This is a genomic window from Jannaschia rubra, from assembly GCF_001403735.1.
In the GTDB taxonomy this organism is placed as follows: domain Bacteria; phylum Pseudomonadota; class Alphaproteobacteria; order Rhodobacterales; family Rhodobacteraceae; genus Jannaschia; species Jannaschia rubra.
In genome coordinates, this window is sequence record NZ_CXPG01000012.1 from 115,489 (window position 1) to 135,865 (window position 20,377).

General features: G+C 69.9%; 22 protein-coding genes. 7 read left to right on the forward strand and 15 right to left on the reverse strand.

Annotation, left to right across the window (positions count from 1 at the left end; genetic code table 11):
* From JAN5088_RS03680 to dksA, 9 genes are all read right to left on the reverse strand, one after another.
* Positions 1–753 (reverse strand): DUF1028 domain-containing protein, encoded by a 753-nt coding sequence (locus tag JAN5088_RS03680; protein WP_055681674.1) that lies wholly within the window; start codon positions 751–753, stop codon positions 1–3.
* Position 754: 1 nt separating this feature from the next.
* Complete coding sequence (locus JAN5088_RS03685) at positions 755–2,542, reverse strand: gamma-glutamyltransferase family protein (RefSeq protein WP_055681675.1); 1,788 nt, start codon at positions 2,540–2,542, stop codon at positions 755–757.
* A 16-nt stretch (positions 2,543–2,558) separates the two neighbouring features.
* Positions 2,559–3,458, reverse strand: a complete 900-nt coding sequence (locus JAN5088_RS03690; RefSeq protein WP_082429803.1) for an ABC transporter permease — start codon at positions 3,456–3,458, stop codon at positions 2,559–2,561.
* Positions 3,455–4,402: an ABC transporter permease gene (locus JAN5088_RS03695; RefSeq protein ID WP_055681460.1), complete on the reverse strand. Its 948-nt coding sequence runs from the start codon at positions 4,400–4,402 to the stop codon at positions 3,455–3,457. Before JAN5088_RS03695 ends, JAN5088_RS03690 begins: the two co-directional genes overlap by 4 nt.
* 55 nt (positions 4,403–4,457) lie before the next feature.
* On the reverse strand, positions 4,458–5,972 hold the full coding sequence (locus JAN5088_RS03700) for an ABC transporter substrate-binding protein (protein ID WP_055681461.1): 1,515 nt from the start codon (positions 5,970–5,972) through the stop codon (positions 4,458–4,460).
* 81 nt (positions 5,973–6,053) lie between these two features.
* Complete coding sequence (locus JAN5088_RS03705) at positions 6,054–7,154, reverse strand: ABC transporter ATP-binding protein (RefSeq protein WP_055681462.1); 1,101 nt, start codon at positions 7,152–7,154, stop codon at positions 6,054–6,056.
* Positions 7,151–8,164, reverse strand: a complete 1,014-nt coding sequence (locus JAN5088_RS03710) for an ABC transporter ATP-binding protein (protein ID WP_055681677.1) — start codon at positions 8,162–8,164, stop codon at positions 7,151–7,153. The genes JAN5088_RS03705 and JAN5088_RS03710 overlap by 4 nt, the downstream gene beginning before the upstream one ends.
* Before the next feature lie 91 nt (positions 8,165–8,255).
* On the reverse strand, positions 8,256–9,383 hold the full coding sequence (locus tag JAN5088_RS03715; RefSeq protein ID WP_055681463.1) for an FAD-dependent oxidoreductase: 1,128 nt from the start codon (positions 9,381–9,383) through the stop codon (positions 8,256–8,258).
* Positions 9,370–9,792 (reverse strand): RNA polymerase-binding protein DksA, encoded by a 423-nt coding sequence (dksA, locus tag JAN5088_RS03720; RefSeq protein WP_055681464.1) that lies wholly within the window; start codon positions 9,790–9,792, stop codon positions 9,370–9,372. The genes JAN5088_RS03715 and dksA overlap by 14 nt, the downstream gene beginning before the upstream one ends.
* Positions 9,793–9,979: 187 nt before the next feature.
* Here dksA and JAN5088_RS03725 point away from each other — a divergent pair, with 187 nt between their 5' ends.
* The 4 genes from JAN5088_RS03725 to JAN5088_RS03735 all read left to right on the forward strand — a co-directional run bounded on the left by JAN5088_RS03725 (position 9,980) and on the right by JAN5088_RS03735 (position 13,728).
* A complete protein-coding gene (locus JAN5088_RS03725) occupies positions 9,980–10,819 on the forward strand; it encodes an AAA family ATPase (RefSeq protein ID WP_055681678.1) in 840 nt (279 codons plus the stop codon).
* 173 nt (positions 10,820–10,992) lie between these two features.
* Positions 10,993–12,372: a DUF2927 domain-containing protein gene (locus JAN5088_RS03730; RefSeq protein ID WP_055681465.1), complete on the forward strand. Its 1,380-nt coding sequence runs from the start codon at positions 10,993–10,995 to the stop codon at positions 12,370–12,372.
* A gap of 9 nt (positions 12,373–12,381) precedes the next feature.
* The gene (locus JAN5088_RS19040) at positions 12,382–12,543 is read left to right on the forward strand and encodes a hypothetical protein (protein ID WP_177220067.1); all 162 of its coding nucleotides are present in this window, start codon (positions 12,382–12,384) and stop codon (positions 12,541–12,543) included.
* On the forward strand, positions 12,544–13,728 hold the full coding sequence (locus JAN5088_RS03735; protein ID WP_055681466.1) for a vWA domain-containing protein: 1,185 nt from the start codon (positions 12,544–12,546) through the stop codon (positions 13,726–13,728).
* Here JAN5088_RS03735 and JAN5088_RS03740 read toward each other — a convergent pair.
* Positions 13,725–14,264, reverse strand: a complete 540-nt coding sequence (locus JAN5088_RS03740) for a DUF421 domain-containing protein (RefSeq protein ID WP_055681467.1) — start codon at positions 14,262–14,264, stop codon at positions 13,725–13,727. The two genes, JAN5088_RS03735 and JAN5088_RS03740, sit on opposite strands and share 4 nt — an antisense overlap.
* A gap of 83 nt (positions 14,265–14,347) precedes the next feature.
* On the opposite strand from JAN5088_RS03740, the gene JAN5088_RS03745 reads away from it, so the two are divergent.
* The 3 genes from JAN5088_RS03745 (at position 14,348) to JAN5088_RS03755 (ending at position 17,002) form a co-directional block, all read left to right on the forward strand.
* On the forward strand, positions 14,348–15,040 hold the full coding sequence (locus JAN5088_RS03745) for a M48 family metallopeptidase (protein ID WP_055681468.1): 693 nt from the start codon (positions 14,348–14,350) through the stop codon (positions 15,038–15,040).
* Positions 15,041–15,339: 299 nt separating this feature from the next.
* Entirely contained in the window at positions 15,340–16,218 is an 879-nt protein-coding gene (locus JAN5088_RS03750) for a PfkB family carbohydrate kinase (protein WP_233489708.1), read from the forward strand.
* A 73-nt stretch (positions 16,219–16,291) separates the two neighbouring features.
* Positions 16,292–17,002 (forward strand): DUF502 domain-containing protein, encoded by a 711-nt coding sequence (locus JAN5088_RS03755; RefSeq protein ID WP_055681470.1) that lies wholly within the window; start codon positions 16,292–16,294, stop codon positions 17,000–17,002.
* On the opposite strand, the gene JAN5088_RS03760 is transcribed toward JAN5088_RS03755, so the two are convergent.
* The 5 genes from JAN5088_RS03760 to mraY form a co-directional block, all read right to left on the reverse strand.
* Entirely contained in the window at positions 16,999–17,259 is a 261-nt protein-coding gene (locus JAN5088_RS03760) for a hypothetical protein (RefSeq protein ID WP_055681471.1), read from the reverse strand. The two genes, JAN5088_RS03755 and JAN5088_RS03760, sit on opposite strands and share 4 nt — an antisense overlap.
* 65 nt (positions 17,260–17,324) lie before the next feature.
* Complete coding sequence (gene murD / locus JAN5088_RS03765; RefSeq protein ID WP_055681472.1) at positions 17,325–18,701, reverse strand: UDP-N-acetylmuramoyl-L-alanine--D-glutamate ligase; 1,377 nt, start codon at positions 18,699–18,701, stop codon at positions 17,325–17,327.
* Positions 18,698–18,895, reverse strand: coding sequence for a hypothetical protein (locus JAN5088_RS03770; protein WP_055681473.1), 198 nt, complete (start codon positions 18,893–18,895; stop codon positions 18,698–18,700). Before JAN5088_RS03770 ends, murD begins: the two co-directional genes overlap by 4 nt.
* Positions 18,888–19,289: an ACT domain-containing protein gene (locus tag JAN5088_RS03775; protein WP_055681474.1), complete on the reverse strand. Its 402-nt coding sequence runs from the start codon at positions 19,287–19,289 to the stop codon at positions 18,888–18,890. The genes JAN5088_RS03770 and JAN5088_RS03775 overlap by 8 nt, the downstream gene beginning before the upstream one ends.
* On the reverse strand, positions 19,289–20,371 hold the full coding sequence (gene mraY, locus JAN5088_RS03780) for a phospho-N-acetylmuramoyl-pentapeptide-transferase (RefSeq protein ID WP_055681475.1): 1,083 nt from the start codon (positions 20,369–20,371) through the stop codon (positions 19,289–19,291). Before mraY ends, JAN5088_RS03775 begins: the two co-directional genes overlap by 1 nt.
* Between the last annotated feature and the right edge of the window lie 6 nt (positions 20,372–20,377).

A 20,377-nucleotide genomic window follows, 5' to 3' on the forward strand; every position in this document is an offset into this window, starting at 1 on the left:
TCAGACCCCGCCCGGCCGGGCCAGCGACCGGCTTGCGCGCCCTGCCTCGCGGCGGCGGCGTTCGTCGGCGACGATGGCCGCATCGATGGGCGCGCGGTCTGTCGCGCCCGAGAAATCCTCCTCCGTCGGCAAGGCATCCACCAGATGCAGATACCGCTCCGCCGCGACGTCGAGCAATCGGTCCAGCTCCGACAACGGGTCGCCGTGGTCGTCCACCCGCAGGTCTAGATGGGCATAGGCCTGCCCCCGGTGGACCTTCAGCCCCGCCGCCTGTCGCCCACGGCGGTCGCCGCCCGCCGCCTCGCCCGCGCGCATGGCGGCCAGCAGTCGATGCGGCAGGTCCAGATCGTTCCGGTCGGCGAACGTCTCGAACGTCGCGTCGATCACCGCCTGCCCCACCAGCATATTGCCCGCGACCGAATGGTCCCCGCCGGTGCGATGCCCGGCCCAGTCAACGCAATCCGCGCCGGTATGCGCCGCGATCCGCCCCGTGGCATCCATCATGTGACATTGGCGGATCGCCTGCCCCCCGTCGCGCGCCACGAAGTCGGCCAGCACTTCGCCGGCCATCTCGCCCGCCTCCAGCCGCCGCAGCCCCTCGACCCCCCAGAGCGGGTTGACGAAGGCCTGCGTGGCCACCGCCGTGCGCGGCCCGACGTGGGGCACCAGCGCGCCGCAGGCAAAGAAGCGCGAGGCGACGGCCACGCCGATCTCGCCCGTGCGCCCGTCGCGGCCGATGATGGAATACGTCACCTCAGCGCCCCACCGCATAGGCCTGCATCAGGCGCGGCGTCGCCGCCGCCGACAGCACGCCATCCGCCTGCCGAAGCGCCGCCGTCAGGCGCCCGACGGTCCAGGGTTCGGCCACCGTGACCCTGTGCCCCCGCGCGCGCAGCCCGTCGATGGTGCCCGGGGTCACGTTCGGCTCGACCATCATCTCGCCCGTGGCGACCGCGCGGGGAAAGAACGACCCCTGGAAGTGCATCGAATGGAACAGCGGCGCGTCCATCCCCTGCTGCAGGTCCAGCCCGTGATGGACGAAGCGCAGGAACCATACCAGTTGCCACTGGTCCTGCTGGTCGCCGCCCGGTGTCCCGAAGACAAGCCGCGCGCCGTCCTTCTCGGCCAGTGTCGGCGTCAGCGTCGTGCGCGGCCGGCGTCCGGGCGCCAGCGACGTGGGCAGCCCCTCCTCCAGCCAGAACATCTGCGCCCGGCTGTTGAGCGGGAACCCCAGCCCCGGAATGATCGGGTTCGACTGAAGCCACCCGCCCGAAGGCGTGGCCGAGACGCAGTTGCCCCAGCGGTCGATCACGTCCAGATGCACCGTGTCGCCCTTGCGGTCGGTCAAATGCGCCATCGTCGGCTCCTGCGCGCCGACCTGCGCCACCTGGAAGTCGCGTGCCGCGCGGGCGACGTAGGCATCGGCCAGATGCTCGAACCCCGGCACCCGGCCGGGCCGCTGCTCCATCGATGCGTCCCGCCCGATCAGCGCCGCGCGGTCGGCGTTGTAGGCATCCGACAGCAGGTGCTCCGTGGGCACCTCGCTGTGGTCGGGGTCGCCATAATAGGCTTCGCGGTCGGCATAGGCCAACTTGATCGCCTCGATCACCGTGTGCACGAACTCCTCGCCCATCGGGTCCATCGCGGCCAGGTCGAAGTGCTTCAGGATCGCCAGCGCCTGCAACAGCACCGGCCCCTGCCCCCACGGTCCCGTCTTGTGAACGGTCCAGCCGTGGTAGTCATAGCTCAGCGGTGCCTCGAACGACGCGCGCCACCCGGCCATGTCCTCGGGCGCCAGAACACCCCTGTTCCGACGCTCCGACACGTCGTGAACCTCGGCGTCCTTCAGATAGTCGAAGATCGCTTGGGCCACGAACCCCTCGGCCCACTCGGACCGCGCCGCGTCGATCTGCGCAACCCGGTCCCCGCCCGCAGCCTCGCCCGCTTGGGTCAAACGGTCGTAGGTATCGGCGACACCCGGATTGCGGAACAAAGCGTGTGCCTCGGGCGCGGCACCCTCGGGCGTCCAGACCTCGGCGGAACTGGGCCATTCGTCGGCGAAATATCTGGCCAGCCCGGAAATCGTGTCGGCCACGCGCGGCAGCATCGGATGACCGTGCCGCGCATAGAAGACGGCAGGCTCCAGCGCCTCGCGCAGGGTGATCGTTCCATGGTCCCGCAGCATCAGCATCCAGCCGTCGAAGGCGCCGGGCACCACCGTGGACAGAAGCCCCGACCCGGGGATGAGCTCCAGCCCCAGCCCCCGGTAATGCTCGATCGTGGCCGCGGCGGGCGCGGGCCCCTGCGCCGCGATCACGCCATTGCCGGTCTTCACGCTGTGGAAGATCGCCGGAAGGTCGCCCGCCGGCCCGTTCAGATGCGGCTCGACCACTTGCAGCACCAGCCCCGTGGCCACCGCCGCGTCAAAGGCGTTGCCGCCCTTTTCCAGCACCGACATGCCGACGGAGGAGGCGATCCAGTGGGTCGAGGTGACGACCCCGAAGGTGCCGCGGATCTCGGGGCGGGTGGTGAAAGCGGTCATGCGGTTCTCCGACAGGTCATTGTTCGCGCGGGTCCAGCGCATCGCGCAGCCCGTCGCCCAGAAGGTTGAACCCCAGCACCACGAGGAAGATCGCGACACCGGGCCAGAGCGCCATCCACGGCGCCTGATTGAGGAAGTTCTTGGCCGTGTTCAGCATCGACCCCCAGCTCGGCGCCGGCGGCTGCTGCCCCAGCCCCAGGAACGACAGCGAGGCCTCCGCGATGATCGCGGTCGCGATGGTCAGCGTGGCCTGCACCAGGACAGGCGGCAGGATGTTGGGCAGGATGTAGCGCGTCAGGATCTTGCGCGTCGGCAACCCGATGGCCCGCGCCCCGTCGACGTAATCTTCCGCCGCGACCGACAGGACCTGTCCGCGCGTCAGGCGGATGAACAGCGGCGTGGCCGAGATGCCGATGGCGATCATCGCATTGGTCAGCGACGGCCCGAGGAACGCCGCCAGCGCAATCGCCAGGATCAGGAACGGCGCGGCCAGCAGCGCCTCGGTGCAGCGCGAGATCACCGCATCCGTCCAGCCGCCGAAATACCCCGCGACGATACCGAAGGGCACGCCCAGCGCGACCGCGATCAGCACCGACACCACACCCGCCAGCAGCGAGGCCTGCGCGCCCCAGATCATGCGCGACAGGACATCGCGGCCGATCTCGTCGGTGCCCAGCCAGTGTGCCGCCGACGGCGCCTGCCGGACCGCGCCCCAATCGGTCGCAGCCGGATCGGGAATGGGCAGGACAGGCGCCAGGATCGCCATGCCGACGAAGAACGCCACGAGAACCCCGCCCAGCATGGCGCTGCGATGGCTGCGGAACTTCTTCCAGACGCGGCTTTCGGGCTTCCGGTCCAGAACGGGATCGCGCGCGCTTATGGCATCGGCGGTGACGGGGGTGGCGGCCCGGCTCATGTCTGGCTCCTCAGTCGCGGGTTGAGCAGGACATAGGCGACATCCGCCAGCAGGTTCATCACGATGAACCCCACCGCCGTCACCAGCACGATCCCCTGCACCACGGCGTAGTCGCGGTTGAACACCGCATCGACGACCAGCTTGCCGAAGCCCGGAATGGTGAAGATCTGCTCGGTCAGCACCGCCCCCGCGATCAACTCGCCGAACAGCAGCGCCGACAGCGTGACGATGGGCGTCAGCGCGTTGCGGAACGCGTGTTTCAGGATGACCCGCCGCTCGCTCAGACCCTTGGCGCGCGCGGTGCGCACGTAATCCGACGTCAGCACCGTCAGCATGGCCGAGCGCGTATGCCGCATCAGCGTCGCCGCCAACGCCGTGCCCAGCACGAAGGCAGGCATCAGCATCACCTGAACCGACCGCCACGGATCGTCGGCAAAGGGCACGTATCCCGAGGCCGGCAACAACTGCCATTTCACCGACACCAGCAATATCAGCATGATGCCCAGCCAGAAGTTCGGGATCGACAGGCCCGACAACGCCACCACGTTCGCCACGTAATCCGTCACCGTGCCCTTGCGGACCGCCGACAGGATGCCCGCCGGAATGCCGATACCCATGGCGAAGATCATTGCCATCGTGGCCAGCTGGATCGTCACCGGCAGCTTTTCCCCGATCAGCTCCAGCACCGGCTGGTTGGTCCGCAGCGACATCCCCAGATCGCCCCGCACCGCGTTGCCGACCCAATGCGCGTATTGCACCGGGATCGGGTCGTTCAGGCGGTACTTCTCGCGCAGGAAGGCGATGACCTCGGGGTCCCGCTCCTCGCCCGCCATGGCGAGAACCGGATCGCCCGGCAGCAGCTTTTGCAGCGAGAAGACGAAGACCGAGATCAGCAGGATCGTCGGGATCGCGATCAGGATACGGCGCAGGATGAAGGACAGCATGGCGGCTCCGCAGGATGCGGGCCGCGCGGACATGCGCCGCGCGGCCCCCGGACGATCAGTCCGCGTTCAGGGTGACGCCTTCCAGCCGGATCATCCCGTCGGGATAGGGCACGAAGCCCTCGACCGACTTGTCCAGCCCGGTGATCCAGGTGTCGTGATAGAGGTACACGATGGGCGCCTCCTCCTGCAGGATCGCGCGCGCCTGGTCGTAGAGCGCCTTGCGCTCGCCCTCGTCCGCGAGGGTCCGCGCCTCGTTCAGCAGGCGGTCCACCTCCTCGTTGGAATAGCCTGCATCGTTCAGACCCGCGCCCGTGGTGACGAACTGATGGATGTTGCCGTCAGGGTCGATCCGGCCGGACCAGCCGACCTGGCTCGCCGTGAAGTCGCCCGCCGTCTGGTCGTTCAGCATGGTGGCGAACTCCTTGGAGGTCAGCGACACGTCGATCCCCGCTTCCGACGCCATCGACTGGATCACCTGCATCAGCTGCAGGTTCTCGGGCCGGTTGGGCACCTGCACCTCCAGCGCGACGCCGTCGCCGTATCCTGCCTCCTCCAGCAGGGCGCGCGCCGCCTCCACGTCGCGCTCGGGCAGCGGATAATCGGCGTCGTACCAGGGCGAGGTATCCGGGAAGGGCTGGTTGCCCGGCCGGAAGTTGCCGTCGAACACGACCTGATTGATGATGTCCCGCCCGATGGCCAGGCTCAACGCCCGCCGAAGGCGCGCGTCGTTGCCCCAGGGGTTGTCGCCCTTGTCGCCGTTGCCCACGTTGAACGTGATCCCCTGATATCCCAGCGACACCGCCTGTTCGATGTCGATGCTGTCCGACCCCTCCAGCTGCTTCAGGTCGGTGGCCGCGACGCGGTTGGCGATGTCGATGTCGCCCGATTGCAGGTTCGCCAGCCGCACCGTCGTATCCGTGATCGGCAGATAGGTGACGCTGTCGAGCGCGATCTCGTCCGCGTTCCAGTAGTCGTCGAACTTCTCCAGGACGATCCGGTCCTGCGCGACGCGCTCCTTGAACTTGAAGGGCCCGGAACAGACCGGATTCGCGCCGAAATCGGCCCCCGCCGCCTCGGCCGCGTCGGGCGACACCATCATGCCGGCACGGTCGGCCAGCTGCGCCAGAACCGTCGCGTCCGGCTCCTTCAGGTCGATGCGGATCTCGTGGTCGCCCAGCACCTCCGTCCCCGCGACCGACGCCAGCTCCGACTTGCGGCGGCTTTCTTCCAGCGTCAGGCTCCGGTCGATGTTGCGCGCCACCGCTTCGGCGTCGAACGGCGTCCCGTCATGGAACGTCACGCCCTCGCGCAGCTTCATGGTGATCGACGTGTTGTCGTCCGAAAAGCTCCACTCCGTCGCCAGTTGCGGCACGATCTTCAGATCGGGCGTCACGTCCACCAGCTTGTCGCAGAGCGCCGTATAGACGATGCGCCCCACGAAGGTGCGCGACTGGTCGGGGTCGAGCACGTCGGGGTCGGACTCCAGCCCGATCCGCAGGTCCTGCGCCTGCGCGCCCAGCGCCGTGGCGCCCAGCAGGGCGGCGGCGAGTGTCATGTGTCGAAGGGTCATGTCGTATCTCCCATGTTGGATTGTCGGGCCGCTTTCCCGCGGCTTCGGTGTTGGCCGCCCCCGATGGGGGACGGCAATGGGTCAGTCGGGTCCGGCGCGAGGCCGCACCTCCCGCCCGGCCAGCGCATCGGCATAGAGCGCGAACCGCTCCGCCGCGGCGGCGGGCCGGGCCGCCCCGCCGCGCGCGACGACGGCCGGTGTCTCGGCCGCGATCTCCTCGAAGAAATGGCAGGCCGCGCGGTGCCCGTCGCCCGCCTCGCGCAACGCCGGCACCTCCGTCTCGCACCGCTCGCGCGCGAAGGGACAGCGGGTGTGGAACCGGCATCCGGGCGGCGGGTCGATGGGGCTGGGCATCTCGCCCACAAGCTCGATCTGGGTGCGCTCCAGCCCGTGTTCCGCCTCCGGGATCGCGGACAGAAGCGCCATCGTATAGGGGTGGCGCGGGGCGGCGAAGATGGCGTCGCATGGCCCCTCCTCGACGACGCCGCCCAGATACATCACGGCCACCCGGTCGCTCATGTGCCGGATCACCGCCAGGTCGTGCGCGATGATGACCAGCGTCAGCCCCAGGTCGTCGCGCAGGTCGGCCAGCAGGTTGATGACCTGCGCCTGAACGCTCACGTCCAGCGCCGACACCGGCTCATCCCCGATGATGAGCTTGGGCCCCGACGCCAGCGCCCGTGCGATCCCGATGCGCTGCCGTTGCCCGCCCGAGAACTCGTGCGGATAGCGGTCGGCGTGTTCGGGGCGCAGCCCCACTTGCTCCAGCAACTCCGCCACCTTCGCGCGGCGGTCCTTCGCGGACAGGTCGGGGGCGTGGGTCTCGATGGGTTCTCCCACGATCCGGCCCACGCTCATGCGCGGGTTCAGCGACGAGAACGGATCCTGAAAGATGAACTGCATGTCCCGGCGCAGCGCCGACAGCTCGGCCCCGCGCAGCCCCTCGATCCGCCGCCCCTCGAACGACATTTCGCCCGCCGTGGGGTCGATCAGCCGCATCAGCATCCGCGCCAGCGTCGATTTCCCGCAGCCCGATTCACCCACGATGGCCAGCGTCTCGCCCCGCCGCACCGACAGCGACACATCCTCGACCGCGCGCAGGGTGTCGGGCCTGCGGAACATCGTGCCGCCCACCTTGAAGTGCCGCGTCAGGCCGGTGGCCTCCAGGATGACCTCGCTCATGCCGACCGCTCCAGCATCGTCTCCAGCGGCGCGAAATGACACAGCGCGCGATGCCCCGCGCCGAACTCCCGCTCGGGCGGGTCCGTGGCGCAGACGGGTCGCGCGAACGGGCAGCGGGTCGAGAACCGGCATCCGTCCGGCATGGTCTGCGGCGTGGGCACCGTGCCGGGCACCGTGGTCAGACGCTGGCGCGGCCCCGACAGACGCGGCACCGAGGACATCAGCCCGATGGTATAGGGATGCTGTGGGTCGTTGAAGATGCGCTCCACCGGCCCCGCTTCGACGATGGTGCCGGCATACATCACCGCCACGTCCGTCGCGATCTCGGCCACGACGCCCAGATCGTGCGTGATCATGATGGTGGCCATCCCCGTCTCGGCCTGAAGGTCGCGGATCAGGTCCAGGATTTGCGCCTGGATCGTGACGTCGAGCGCCGTCGTCGGCTCATCCGCGATCAGAAGCGCGGGGTCGTTGACCAGCGCCATGGCGATCATCACCCGCTGGCGCATCCCGCCCGACAACTGATGCGGATATTCGTTCAGCCGTTCCTCGGGCGCAGGGATGCCCACCTTGCGCAGCATGGCGACCGCGCGTTCGCGCGCCTCGGCCGGCGTGGCGCCCGAATGGGCCATGACGGCCTCCGCGATCTGGTCTCCGATGCGGAACGCGGGGTTGAGCGAGGTCATCGGCTCCTGAAAGATCATCGCCATCGACGCCCCGCGCAGCGACCGCAACCGCGCCTGATCGCCAAGATCCAAGGGTTCCCCGCAGAACCGCACATCGGCCGCGCCGATCTCGACCGCCGTGGGCGGCAGCAGCCCCATCAACGCCAGCGACGCGACGCTTTTCCCGCAGCCCGACTCGCCCACGATGCACAGCGTCTCGCCCGACCGCACCGAATACCGCAGCCCGCTCAGCAGATCGCGGTCGAACCCCCTGAACCGCAGGCTCAGGTCGCGCACATCCAGAACGGGGGCGGCGGCGTCGGGCTCAACCAATGTCTCAACCATTTGCATATTGGTTGCACGGTGGCCGAGCCGTCCGCCTCCGTCAAGCGTTTCCCCGACCCTTCGGCGGTGTTTTCTTCGGTGCGCCTCAGTTTCAGTCCGCGGTCACGTCATGATCGTAAAGCCACGCATATCCCCGCATCGGCGCGCTTGGGTTCACCCGGTCGGCCAGCCGCAGCGCCGCGTGACCCGCCGCGCGCCGCAACCCGGTCAGGTGGTAGTTCCGAGCATTGCCCGCCGCCGCCGCCAGGGCCCGCGTGACGCGCGGCCGCCGCGCGCGTTCCCAGCCGGCGGGGTCATCCAGCGACGCGGCCAGCGTCCAGGCATCCTCCAGCCCCAGGTTCGCACCCTGCGCCAGGAACGGCAGCGTCGGATGCGCCGCATCCCCGATCGCGGTGCAGGCCCCCCGCGTCCATCGCGGCGTCGCCCCGTGGTCCATCAGGCCCCAGAGGTTCACCCGCTCCACCCGGTCCAGCACGTCGCGGATGGGCCGCGCGAACCCGGCAAAGGCCCGGCGCAGGTTCGCGGGGTCGTCGTCCTGCGACCAGCCCTCCGCCACCCACGCCGTCCGTTCCTCGACCGCCACGATGTTGAGGGCGCGCCCGTCGCGCAGCGGATAACACACCAGATGCCGCCCCGGCCCGACATGCACCTGCGCCTCGGCCGGCCAGTCGTCCACCGGCACGATGGCGCGCCAGGCGACCTGTCCCGTGAACCGCGCGGGATGGTCCGGCGCGACAAAGGCCCGCGACGCCCCCCGCACGCCGTCGGCACCCACCAGCCGGCGAAACGCGATCCGCCTGCCGCCCTCCAGCCGCATCGCCGCGTCCTCGACCGCTGTCACGGGCGTGTCCAGACGGACGGGAATGTCCAGATCGCCCGCCCGCGCGGCCAGCGCCCCGATCAGGTCGGCCCGGTGGATCAGGCGGAACCCGGCGCCCAGCGGCATGCGGATCAGCCGCGCCCCCGAAGGGCCGTCGATCAGGTGAACCGCCTGGCTGTCGACCCCCGGCACCGACACGCCCAGCGCGTCCAGCACCCGTCCGCCATTCGGCGCGATCTGCAACCCCGCGCCCACCTCGGTCAGCGCGGGGGCCTGCTCGACCACCTCGACCGACAGGCCCCGCTGCGCGCAGGCGATGGCGCAGGCCAGCCCCGCGATCCCCGCGCCCAGGACGGTGACGTCGGGCGCGGCGTCGCGCGATGGATCAGTCGTCGCGATGGACCTTCTCGCGCCGCTCGTGCCGCTCCTGCGCCTCCACCGTCATGGTGGCGATGGGCCGCGCGTCCAGCCGCTTGAGAGAGATCGGATCGCCCGTCACCTCGCAATAGCCGTATTCCCCCTCGTCGATCCGCCGCAGCGCCGCGTCGATCTTGGAAATCAGCTTGCGCTGCCGGTCCCGCGTCCGCAGCTCCAGCGAGCGGTCGGTCTCCTCCGACGCGCGGTCGGCGATGTCGGGGATGGACCGGGCCGCCTGCTGCAGCCCCTCGATGGTCCGCTCTGTCTCCTCGATCAGGTCGTTCTTCCAGGCCTGAAGTTTGCGGCGGAAATACTCCATCTGCCGCTCGTTCATGAAGGGCTCGTCTTCGGCGGGGGTGTAATCGGCGGGTACGATGGTTTCGGCGTTCATGTGGTTGCTCCCTCACGCCGGCCTGCGGCTTTGTGTCGGATGCCCGAAAACGGTGCCGCCGGCCGGTATTTCTGCGGCGCGCTTACAGGACGCTTCAGGGGTTGTCACGCCCTTGCCGGCGCTGGTTGCGCTAGCGGCGGCGACTGTTACCCTGCCGCCCGATTCAGGCGGAATAATGGACATCGCGATGCGTTTCGACGGCACCGACAGCTATGTGGCAACCGACGACCTGCGGGTCGCGGTGAACGCCGCCATCACCCTCGAACGGCCGCTTCTAGTCAAGGGAGAGCCGGGGACCGGCAAGACCGAACTCGCCCGGCAGGTCGCCGCCGCCCTGGGGGTGCCGATGCTCGAATGGTCGGTGAAATCGACCACCCGCGCGCAGCAGGGGCTTTACGAATACGACGCCGTCTCCCGCCTGCGCGACAGCCAGCTCGGCGACGCGCGCGTCCACGACATTTCGAACTACATCCGCCGCGGCAAGCTCTGGCAGGCGTTCGAGGCCGGCGAGCGCGTCGTCCTCCTGATCGACGAGATCGACAAGGCCGACATCGAGTTTCCGAACGACCTGTTGCAGGAACTCGACCGGATGGAGTTTCATGTCTACGAGACCGGAGAGACCGTCCGCGCCGCGCACCGGCCCATCGTCATCATCACCTCCAACAACGAGAAGGAGCTCCCCGACGCTTTCCTGCGTCGCTGCTTCTTTCACTATATCCGCTTCCCCGACGCCGAGACGCTGGCGAAAATCGTCGAGGTCCACCACCCCGGCATCAAGCCCGCCCTGCTGACCGCCGCGCTGACGCAGTTCTTCGCGCTGCGCGACCAGCAAGGCCTCAAGAAGAAGCCCTCCACCTCCGAGATGCTCGACTGGCTCAAGCTCCTCCTGGCCGAGGATCTTAATGCCGAAGACCTGCGCGCCGATCCCGGCACCGCGCTGCCCCGCCTGCACGGCGCGCTTCTCAAGAACGAACAGGACGTGCACCTGTTCGAACGGCTCGCCTTCATGGCGCGCGGGGGCCGCTGACGGGCGTGCGCGCCGGCCTCGACGTCGCAGGGGCTGGTCCCCCGCCCCAATCCGGCCACATTACCCGCCTAGCGTCACGACAAAGCACGAAGATGCGGACGGGCAGACATGGCATACGAAACGATCGACCTGCGGGCCGTGACGGCCTGCGACCGCGCGGCGCGCTCCGCCTGATGCTGCGCCCCCTCGCCGCCTTCGCCGTCATGGCGCTCGCCGCCTGCGCGCCCCAGGGCACCGCGCCGCAGGCCAGCCGCGCGACCGTGGCCGGCGTGATCGACGCGCTGCCGCCCGCGCGGCGCTTCGCCGGGCCGCCCGCCATGGCCGTGCCGGTGCAATCGAACGCGCAGGTGGCGCGCGACTTCATGTCGCTGACGTTCCAGCTCGAAACCGGGCGGCAGCTTCCGGTCTTCACCCGCTACGAAGGCCCGATCACCGTCTCGGTGGAGAACGCCAGCGGCGCGCCCCTGCCGCCCTCGCTGCAACCGGACCTCGACGACCTGCTGGCGCGCCTGCGGTCCGAGGCGGGCATCGACATCGCCCGTGCCGGACCGGGCGAGATGGGGTCGATCACCGTGTCGGCCGTGCCCCGCGCCGCGCTGCAACGCCATGTCCCCGGCGCCGCCTGTTTCGTCGTTCCGCGCGTGACGGGCTGGCAGGAATACCTCTCCAGGCGCTTCGGTCCGGCGATCGACTGGACGACCCTGACCACGCGCACCCGCGCCAGCGTCTTCCTGCCCGCCGACGTCAGCCCGCAGGAGATCCGCGACTGCCTGCACGAGGAGATCGGTCAGGCGATCGGCCCCCTGAACGATCTCTATCGCCTGCCCTGGTCGGCCTTCAACGACGACAACATGCACGTCGTCCTGACGCCATACGACATGCTGCTGCTGCGCGCGACCTACGACCCCGCGCTCGCCTCCGGCATGACGCGGGAACAGGTCGCGGCGGCGCTTCCGGGCATCCTCGCCCGCATCAATCCGCGCGGCCGTACCCCCGACCGCGGCGCCGTGCCGGAGGCGACCACCGCCTGGACCGCCGCGCTGCAGGGCGCGCTCGACCCCCGCGGGTCCGATGCCTCCCGATTGGCGCAGGCCCGCAGCGCCGTGGCGCTGGCGCAGGCGGCGGGCTGGGGCGACGAACGGCTGGCCTATTCGCAACTGGCGCTGGGGCGCGCGGCGCTGTCGCTCGACGGCGACCTGGCGCTTGCGGCCTTCCTTCAGGCACATACGCTCTATCGGCGGATGACGGGCCGCGACAGCATCCATTCCGCGCAGGTCGGGTTGCAACTCGCGGCCTTCGCCCTCTCGACGGGGCAGGTGGACATGGCGCTCGACATCCTCGACGGCGCCATTCCCGCCGCCGATGCCGCGCAGAACGCCTCGCTCCTCGCCACGCTCCTCCTGTTGCGGGCCGAGGCTGCGCGGATGACCGGCGCCGATGCCGACGCCGCCCTCATCCGACGCGAGGGGCTGGCCTGGGGTCGCTACGCCTGGGGCGACCGCATCCTCGCCATCCGCGCGGCCGAGGTTGCGGGCCTGCGCCCCGCGGCGTAAGCAGCGCCCATGTTGCCGCTCGTCACCGCCATCCTGGGCGCCGTATTCGGTGCCCTCACCGCCCGCCGCCGCAAGGGCAACGGGTTCGACATGGCGCAATGGGCCGCGGTCTGGGCGATCATCGGGGGGCTTCTGGGCCTTCTCGCCCTGATCGTGCTGGCCCGGCTCTAGGTGTTCCTGCCCTTCTTCGACGCCCTTCGGCGCGCGGGCGTCCCCGTCTCGCTGCGCGAACACCTGGCCTTCCTCGACGGCATGGCGGCAGGCATCGTCACCTTCGATGTCGACGGCTTCTACTATCTCGCCCGCACCGCGCTGGTGAAGGACGAACGCCACATCGACCGCTTCGACCGGGCCTTCGCCCAGGCCTTCGGCGGACTCGAATCCCTCTCGACGCAGGACGTGCTGAACGCCCTCGACCTGCCCGCCGACTGGCTGGAGAAACAGGCCGAGAAGCACCTCACCCCCGAGGAACGCGCCGAGGTCGAGGCGCTCGGCGGCTTCGACAGGCTGATGCAGACGCTGCGCGAGCGGCTGAAGGAACAGCAGGGCCGCCACCAGGGCGGCTCGAAATGGATCGGCACGGCCGGCACCTCGCCCTTCGGCGCCTACGGCTACAACCCCGAGGGCGTCCGCATCGGCCAGGACGAAAGCCGCCACCGGCGCGCCGTCAAGGTCTGGGACAGGCGCGAGTTCCGCAACCTCGACGACGACGTCGAGCTGGGCACGCGCAACATCAAGGTGGCCCTCAAGCGCCTGCGCGCCTGGGCCCGCGACGGCGCGGCGGAGGAGTTGGACCTCGACGGCACGATCCGCTCCACCGCGCGGGCGGGCTACCTCGACGTGCGGACCCGGCCCGAGCGGCGCAACGCGGTGAAGGTGCTCCTCTTTCTCGACGTCGGCGGCAGCATGGACCCCCACGTCCGCGTGGTGGAGGAGCTGTTCTCCGCCGCCCGGGCCGAGTTCCGCACGCTGGAGCATTTCTACTTCCACAACTGCCTTTACGAAGGCGTCTGGAAGGACAACCGCCGCCGCTGGGACGCCGTGACCCCCACCACCGAGGTGCTCAACACCTACGGCCCCGACTATCGCGCGATCTTCGTGGGCGACGCCGCCATGTCCCCCTATGAGATCGCCTATGCCGGCGGCGCCAACGAACACTGGAATGCCGAGGCCGGGCAGGTCTGGCTGACCCGCGCGCGCGAGAAATGGGCCTCGAACCTCTGGATCAACCCCCTGCCGCGCAACCAGTGGGGCCACACCCATTCCGTCGCCATGATCCGCGAGATCTTCGAGGACCGCATGGTTCCCATGACGCTCGACGGGCTGACGCGGGGCATGAAGCTGCTGACCCGCTAGGCGTCCGGGCGCAGCGGCTCCGCATCCACGCGGGGCGTGTTCAGGTTGCCGGGCCGCACGCCGTCCAACAGATCGTCGTCGAGCGACTTGCCGTGCAGGACGCTCACGTCGCCCGTCGTCTCCAGCACCACGGCGCGCACCTCCGTTAGGTGAAGCACGTTCGCCTCGCGCAGCTTGGCCGACAGTTCCGACCGGGTGATATGGGCGCTCGCCATGTTCCCCTCCAGTACCTTGCCGTCCTTCATCAACAGGATCGGGTTGTTGTCGGTCAGTTCCTGCACCGCCGACCAGCGTTCGCGCATCAGGCCGATCACCCATTGCACCGCGAACAGCGACGCCATCGCCATCAGCCCGTGCCACAGCGCCGTGTCGGGGTTCAGCACCGTTCCCGCCAGCACCGACCCGAAGGACACCGTGACCGCGAAGTCATAGGACGACATCTTGGAAAACGCGCGCAGCCCCGCCAGCCGCACGCAGAGGATCATGAACGGCACCATGACCGCCGCGTCGATCAGATGTGTGGCCCAGCCCGGCATCGTCGGTCCTCCCTCGTTGCAGGCCAACGGGTCGCGGGCGATGCCTGTTCCCTTCCCCGGGCCCCGCCCCCATATTCATAGCCATGATAAAGCTGCCCATCCTCCTTCTCGCCATCGGCTACGGCCTCGTGATGTGGCTGTTCTCGGCATGGCGGCTGAAGCGCCAGATGGACGCGACCTCCACCCCTCTGTCCGACCCGGGGCTGGAGGCCGAGATGGCGCGCATGGCCGACGTCCTCGACCTCGACCGCATCCGCGTGAACGTGCACGAGGTGGAGCCTGTGAACGGCCTCGCCGCCCCCGACGGCCGCATCTTCATCACCCGCGGCTTCCTGCGGAAATACCAGTCGGGCGAGGTGACGGCCGCGGAACTCGCCAGCGTCGTCGCGCATGAACTGGGGCACGTGGCCCTTGGTCATTCGCGGCGGCGGCTGATCGACTTCTCGGGGCAGAACGCGATCCGCGTGGTGCTGATGGGCGTCCTGGGTCGCTTCATCCCGGGCATCGGCCCGCTGATCGCCAACGCCGTGGCAAGCGTGATTACCGCGCGCCTGTCCCGGCAGGACGAATACGAGGCCGACGCCTACGCCAGCGCCCTTCTTGTCAAGGCGGGCATCGGCACCGGGCCGCAGAAGTCCATGTTCACCAAGCTCGGGCGCCTTACCGGCGCAGGCGGGCAAGGCACGCCCGCCTGGCTCCTCAGCCATCCCCGCACCGAGGAACGCATCGCCGCGATCGAGGCGAACGAGGCGCGCTGGAAGCTCCCCGCCGATTAACCGACGCTTAACCGCTCCACCCGATACCCTGTCTTGCGCGCAACGGAGGCGATTCGCGGATGTGACGGTCCGCGGACCCGCCCCCATCACCGGAAAGATGGGCTGTCTGGCCCGCCGGCACCAACCTTCGGGGGCGACCCCGGGGGTCAGACGACCCCCCGCCCCCGGGGGGCAACCATCCGTTCTTCGGAACGCGGCCGATTTCCGGCTTCTTTACCCACCCGAGACCGACCGCCCCGGTCGCCCCCCTGACGCCGCCCCACTGGACGGCGCGCGGCGGCCGGGGCATGACCTGTGGCATGGCACATGCGACACCCGACATCCTCTGCATCGGTTCGGTCCTCTGGGACATCATCGGCCGGTCCTCCGTCCACATGGAACGCGGCTCCGACGTGGGCGGGCGCATCACCCGGCTGCCGGGGGGCGTCGCGCTCAACATCGCCATGGCGGCGCGCGCCTACGGCATGACGCCCGCGCTCCTGTCAGTCGTCGGCCGGGACGAGGAGGGCGACACCCTCGTCGCCGCACTCGACCGCCTGAACCTCATCACCGACACGCTCTACCGCTCCGAGGACCTGCCCACCGACGTCTACATGGCCGTCGAGGGCGCGAACGGCCTCATCGCCGCCATCGCCGACGCCCATTCGCTGGAACGTGTGGGCGACAAGATCCTCGCCCCCCTCGACGGCCCGCTGCGGGGCTTCGCCGGGCCGATCGCGCTCGACGGGAACCTCACGCGCGACCTGCTGGCGCGCATCGCGGGCGACGACCGCTTCGCCGGCGCCGACCTGCGCGTGGCGCCCGCCTCGCCGGGCAAGGCCGACCGGCTGATGCCCTTCCTCACCCACGCCTCCACCACGCTCTACGTCAACCTGGAGGAAGCGGGCCTCCTCCTCCATGCGCCGCAGCCCGACGCGCCCACGGCGGCGCAGGCGCTCCGCGCGCGGGGGCTGCACCGGGCGGTCGTCACCGACGGGCCCCGCCGCGCCGCCTGCGCCCATTCCGGCGGCATCGTCGCGCGCGACCCCCGGCCGGTGATGGTGACGCGCGTGACCGGCGCGGGCGACACCTTCATGGCCGCCCACATCGCGGCCGAGGTGGCGGGCGCGGGTCCGCAGGCCGCGCTCGACCGCGCGCTCGACGCGGCGGCGACCTATGTGTCGGGCGATACCTATTGACACCCCAAGGCGCTCCGCTTGTCCCGGCGTCGCGCGGCGACTATGTCGAAGCGAACCTGACGGGACCTGATCCATGAACCTTGGCGATGAAACGCCCCCGCGCCACAGCCGGCCCCGCCCGTTCGCGCGCCTGCGCAACAGCTTCCTCACCGGCCTCATCGTCATCGCGCCCATCGGCCTCACGTTCTGGCTGATCTGGTCGGTCATCGGCTGGATCGACAGCTGGGTCCTGCCCTTCGTCCCGGTCGCCTATCGCCCCGACATCCTGCTTCTGCGGCACTTCGACATCGACCTCGACATCCGGGGCATCGGGGTGGCGTTCTTCCTCGTCTTCACGCTGCTGGTGGGCTGGGCCGCCAAGGGGCTCATCGGCCGGTCGATCCTGCGCTATGCGGAAAACCTGGTGCAGACCATGCCGATCGTGCGGTCGGTCTACGGCGGCCTCAAGCAGATCGCCGAGACCATCCTCGCGCAGGACCAGTCGTCCTTCGAGCAGGCCTGCCTCGTGGAATACCCGCGCCGGGGCATCTGGGCCATCGGCTTCGTCTCGACCGCCGCGCGGGGCGAGATCGCGCGCCGGGCGGAGTCTCCGATGCTCTCGGTCTTTCTGCCCACCACGCCGAACCCCACCTCGGGGTTCCTGCTGTTCGTTCCCGCCGACGACGTGGTGATGCTCGACATGTCGGTCGAGGATGCGGCCAAGCTCGTGATCTCGGCAGGCCTCGTCTATCCGAACGGCAAGGGCCAGGGCGATCCCATCCCCGATCTCGCGCCCCCGGCCTAGGTCGCCGACGGGCGGCGGTATTCGCCGTCGTGGATGCCGGCCAGCCGATCCTGAAGGTCCTGCGGCAGCATGGCGGGGTCCACGATCACCTTGCCGTCGTGGGCCGAGACGATCTGCTCCGGCCCGATCTCCACGTCGCCGTAGCCTTCGAAATAGACGGTCAGAAGCCGGGGCGTCACCTCGCGGACGGCGCCGATGCCGACCTCGCCCTCGGCGGCGAAGACCTCGTCCTCGGTCTGGATCTCGGATAGGGGCATGGTCTCTCTCCTGATTGTCTCGCGCCTAAGATGACACGCGACGCCCCCGCGTCCAGCCCCGCCGTTCAGTCGAGCGCCGCGACCCGCGCGGCGAAATCGTCGCCCCGCCGCTCGAAGTTGTCGTATTGGTCGAAGCTCGCCGCAGCCGGGGCCAGCAGGACCGTCTCGCCCGGCCGCGCGTCCTCGGCCGCGCGCGCCACGGCGGTCGCCATGTCGGTGCAGACCTCGGCCTCCACCCCCGGCCCCAGCGCCAGCGCGAAGGCCTGCGCCTCGCGCCCGATGACATAGGCGCGGACCACGCGGCCCAGATGGGGGTGCAGGTCGCCCAGGCCCCCCTCCTTCTGCAACCCGCCGCAGATCCAGCGGATGCGGTCGAAGGCCTGCAACGCCTGCGCGGCGGCATCGACGTTGGTCGCCTTGCTGTCGTTGACGAAAACCACGCCACCCCTCTCGGCCACGCGCTGGCTGCGGTGCGGCAGGCCGGGATAGCTCCGCAACCCCGCCTCGATGTCGCGCGGCCCCAGGCCCAGCGCGCGCGCCGCGGCCCAGGCGGCGCAGGCGTTCTGATGGTTGTGCCGCCCCGGCAAGCCCGGCACGTCGCGCAGGTCGACCGACGCGATCTGGCGCCCCTTGCGCGTCTCGGCCAGCCAGCCCTTGCGCGCCGTCACCCGCCAGCCCGGCCCGTCCAGCCGCCCGGTCGACACGCGGATCACCCGGTCGTCGCCCGGCGCCTCCTGCATCTGATTGGCGAGGAACCGGCCCTCGTCCTCGTCCACGCCGATCACGGCACGGTCCGGCCCGCCTTCGGCGAACAACCGGCGCTTGGCGGCGAAATACCCGCCCTCGCCCGCGTGGCGGTCCAGATGGTCGGGCGACAGGTTGGTGAAGACGGCGATGTCCGGCGTCAGGCTGCGCGCAAGCTCGGTCTGATAGCTGCTCAGCTCCAGCACTACCACGTCGTCCGCCCCCATGGGGTCGAGGTCCAGCACCCCGCGCCCGATGTTGCCCGCCAGATGCGCGGACCGCCCCGCCTGCGTCAGGATGTGGTGGAGCAGCGCCGAGGTTGTCGACTTGCCGTTCGACCCGGTGATGCACACGGTGCGCGGCGCGTCCTCGCCCAGGGAACGGAAGAACAGGCCGATGTCGTTGTCCACGGCCACTCCCGCATCCCAGGCCGCGCGGATCGCAGGATGCGGCGCGGGGTAAAGGTGCGGGATCCCCGGCGACGTCACCAGTACGACAACGTCGTCCAGCGCGCCGGGCCCGGTCGGGTCGCGCACCTCGAACCCTTCGGCCGCCGCCGCCTCGCGGGCCGCCGCGCCGTCGTCCCAGACGATGACCAGCGCGCCGCCCGCGCGCAGGGCCCGCGCCGCCGTCAGCCCCGACCGCCCAAGGCCCAGGACCGCGACCCCGGCCCCCTCGTAGCCCCGGACGGGGATCATTCGCGCACCGCCATCTCGCGCCCCATCTGCCGCAGGACCTCCCACGCGGACGACGCCTCCACCGGCGCCCCCGGACCCTCGCGATACCCCTGCACCACCGGCACCGCCATGATGGCTAGTCCCACTGCCACGGCCACCGCCCCCCAGCGCGCGGCGCGGGTGCCGAGGGTGAGGGGGTGTTGGCGTTCAGGCATCGGGCGCCTCCGCCGCTGCGCGCAGGCGCAGCGTCTGCAATGCGCGGCCGGCATCGGCCTCGGGCACGAGGATGTGGTCGTGGCGATGCCCCGCCACGACGTTGCAGGCGATGCCTGCCTCCGCCAACGCCGTCGCCGCGGCCGCCGTCAGCCCGACGCCGTCCAGCGCGGAGTTCACAGTCAGCGTGAGCCATGCCATCGGCATCGTCACGTCCAGACCCGCATCCAGCGCCACGTCGACCGGCAGGAGGAGCGACATCCCCTCGTCCTCCCGCACGGTCGCCAGCGCCTCTCGCGCGAGCGACGGATCGTCCGACGTGGCGAAGACGAAGGTGCCGGAGCGACGGCGCGGGGCCATCCCGGCGATCATGTCAGAGGTGCCGCGAACCGCCATCACCGCACCTTCAACGTCGCCAGCCCGATCAGCGCCAGGATCAGGGCGATGATCCAGAAGCGGATGACGACCTGCGGTTCGGCCCAGCCCTTCTTCTCGAAGTGGTGGTGGATCGGGGCCATGAGGAAGACGCGTTTTCCGGTGCGCTTGAAATAGAGGACCTGGATGATGACCGACAGCGCCTCGACCACGAACAGGCCGCCGATGATGGCCCAGACCAGTTCGTGCTTGGTGGCCACCGCGATGGTGCCCAGTGCGCCGCCCAGCGCCAGCGACCCGGTGTCGCCCATGAAGACGGCCGCCGGCGGCGCGTTGTACCACAGGAAGCCCAAACCCCCGCCGATCAGGCCGGCGGCGAAGATCAGCAATTCCCCGGTGCCGGGGACGTAGTGCACCTCGAGATAGTCGGTGAAGTCGGTCCGTCCCACGGCATAGGCGATGACCCCCAGCGTGCCCGCCGCGATCATCACCGGCATGATCGCCAGCCCGTCCAGACCGTCGGTCAGGTTGACCGCATTGGCCGACCCCACGATCACGATCATCACGAAGGGGATGTAGAAATATCCCATGTTGAGCAGCACGTTCTTGAAGAAGGGAAAGGCCAGCTGCGCTTCGAGCCCCTGCGGCTGCACCCAGAGGATCACCCCCCCCGCGACCGCGGCGATCACGAACCCCAGCAGCAGGCGCACGCGGCCCGGGACGCCCTTGTGGTTGCCCGCGCTGATCTTGGCATAGTCGTCGACGAAGCCGATGGCCCCGAAGCTGATGGTGACGCCCAGCACCAGCCAGACGTAGGGGTTGTCGAGCCGCCCGAACAGAAGCGTCGCCACCGTCACCGCACCCAGGATCAGCACGCCGCCCATGGTGGGAGTGCCGGCCTTGGCGAAATGCGTCTCGGGCCCGTCGGAGCGGATCGGCTGCCCCCGGCCCTGGCTGCGGCGCAGCAGGTTGATGAGCGGCGGCCCGAACAGGAAGCCGAAGATCAGCGCGGTGAAGAACGCCCCCCCCGCCCGGACCGTAATGTAGGAAAACAGGTTGAAGACGTCGCCGCCGTCGGACAGTTTCGAGAGCCAGTAGAGCATTTGCGT

Bases quoted from the DNA above. Each gene is read 5' to 3' on its own strand.
- JAN5088_RS03690 (WP_082429803.1), bottom strand. From the start codon at position 3,458: ATGAGCCGGGCCGCCACCCCCGTCACCGCCGATGCCATAAGCGCGCGC.
- dksA (WP_055681464.1), bottom strand. From the start codon at position 9,792: ATGAACGCCGAAACCATCGTACCCGCCGATTACACCCCCGCCGAAGAC.
- JAN5088_RS03705 (WP_055681462.1), bottom strand. From the start codon at position 7,154: ATGAGCGAGGTCATCCTGGAGGCCACCGGCCTGACGCGGCACTTCAAG.
- mraY (WP_055681475.1), bottom strand. From the start codon at position 20,371: ATGCTCTACTGGCTCTCGAAACTGTCCGACGGCGGCGACGTCTTCAAC.
- JAN5088_RS03750 (WP_233489708.1), top strand. From the start codon at position 15,340: ATGGCACATGCGACACCCGACATCCTCTGCATCGGTTCGGTCCTCTGG.
- JAN5088_RS03760 (WP_055681471.1), bottom strand. From the start codon at position 17,259: ATGCCCCTATCCGAGATCCAGACCGAGGACGAGGTCTTCGCCGCCGAG.
- JAN5088_RS03775 (WP_055681474.1), bottom strand. From the start codon at position 19,289: ATGGCGGTTCGCGGCACCTCTGACATGATCGCCGGGATGGCCCCGCGC.
- JAN5088_RS03725 (WP_055681678.1), top strand. From the start codon at position 9,980: ATGCGTTTCGACGGCACCGACAGCTATGTGGCAACCGACGACCTGCGG.
- JAN5088_RS03730 (WP_055681465.1), top strand. From the start codon at position 10,993: ATGCTGCGCCCCCTCGCCGCCTTCGCCGTCATGGCGCTCGCCGCCTGC.
- JAN5088_RS03745 (WP_055681468.1), top strand. From the start codon at position 14,348: ATGATAAAGCTGCCCATCCTCCTTCTCGCCATCGGCTACGGCCTCGTG.
- JAN5088_RS03700 (WP_055681461.1), bottom strand. From the start codon at position 5,972: ATGACCCTTCGACACATGACACTCGCCGCCGCCCTGCTGGGCGCCACG.
- JAN5088_RS03695 (WP_055681460.1), bottom strand. From the start codon at position 4,402: ATGCTGTCCTTCATCCTGCGCCGTATCCTGATCGCGATCCCGACGATC.
- JAN5088_RS03740 (WP_055681467.1), bottom strand. From the start codon at position 14,264: ATGCCGGGCTGGGCCACACATCTGATCGACGCGGCGGTCATGGTGCCG.
- JAN5088_RS03710 (WP_055681677.1), bottom strand. From the start codon at position 8,164: ATGGTTGAGACATTGGTTGAGCCCGACGCCGCCGCCCCCGTTCTGGAT.
- JAN5088_RS03770 (WP_055681473.1), bottom strand. From the start codon at position 18,895: ATGCCTGAACGCCAACACCCCCTCACCCTCGGCACCCGCGCCGCGCGC.
- JAN5088_RS19040 (WP_177220067.1), top strand. From the start codon at position 12,382: ATGTTGCCGCTCGTCACCGCCATCCTGGGCGCCGTATTCGGTGCCCTC.
- murD (WP_055681472.1), bottom strand. From the start codon at position 18,701: ATGATCCCCGTCCGGGGCTACGAGGGGGCCGGGGTCGCGGTCCTGGGC.
- JAN5088_RS03755 (WP_055681470.1), top strand. From the start codon at position 16,292: ATGAACCTTGGCGATGAAACGCCCCCGCGCCACAGCCGGCCCCGCCCG.
- JAN5088_RS03685 (WP_055681675.1), bottom strand. From the start codon at position 2,542: ATGACCGCTTTCACCACCCGCCCCGAGATCCGCGGCACCTTCGGGGTC.